We start from the raw sequence: 822 nt of genomic DNA, 5'->3' as shown, positions 1-822 counted from the left end.
AGGGCGGTGTGGTCGAGGGCGCCGACGCCGAGCGCTCGGAGCCAGTCCTGCAGGCTGGCCCGGGCCGCCCGGACGGTGTCCGGAACCGCGGGCAGCCGCAGCTTCAACGGGGCCACGGGGGGAACCGCCTGGAGCGCGAGCAGGGCGATGTCGTCGTCGTAACCGGTGGTGCGCGTCAGGAGCTCCGGGGTGAGCCGGCACGCACGATCGACGACCGGCTCCTCGGAGGTGGCCCGGCAGACGTCCCCGACGACGGTGAGGAGGTCGACGGTGTTCTGGGCGAGGGTGCGGCCGGGCCGCTCCACCAGGCCGTCGGTGTAGAGCAGCACCAGGTCGCCCAGGGCGAGCTCGTGGCGCGCGGACCGGTAGGGCAGCCCGGAGGCCAGCGGTCCCGCGCCGGAGGGCGGCAGGTACGTCGCCTCGCCGCGCGCCGGCACCAGGACCGGCGGCGGGTGGCCGGCCGTGACGTACTCCAGCGTCGCGACGGCCGGGTCGAACCTCGCGACGCAGAGCGTCGCCGTCCGCGCCTCCGGCGACCGGTGCACGCGGGCGTCGAGGGCCCGGAGCACCTCGACGAGGTCGCCGTCCGGGTGGGCCGCCTCCTCGAGGACCGCCTTCAGCTCGGCCATCAACGCCGCGGCGGGCGCACCGTGGCCGACGACGTCACCGACGGCCAGGACGACCGCCCCGGACGGCAGCGGCACCGCGTCGAACCAGTCGCCTCCGGCGCCGAGGTCGTCCTGCGCCAGCAGGTACCGCGCCGCGAGCCGGGCCCCCGACGGCACCGGGAGCCCCGTCGGCAGGGCGGCGTCCTGCAGCTCG

1 protein-coding gene is annotated in these 822 nt (G+C 77.3%); it reads right to left on the bottom strand.

What is annotated here, in order from left to right; genetic code table 11:
- Positions 1–822, bottom strand: an 822-nt coding sequence (locus Q0L15_RS23100; RefSeq protein ID WP_296607203.1) for a PP2C family protein-serine/threonine phosphatase, incomplete at both ends; no start/stop codon positions are given.

Origin of the sequence: Nocardioides sp. (assembly GCF_024509035.1) — a bacterium.
Taxonomy (GTDB): domain Bacteria; phylum Actinomycetota; class Actinomycetes; order Propionibacteriales; family Nocardioidaceae; genus Nocardioides.
Note: the sequence above shows the minus strand (reverse complement) of the source record. Positions and strands in the feature narration are given on the sequence as shown.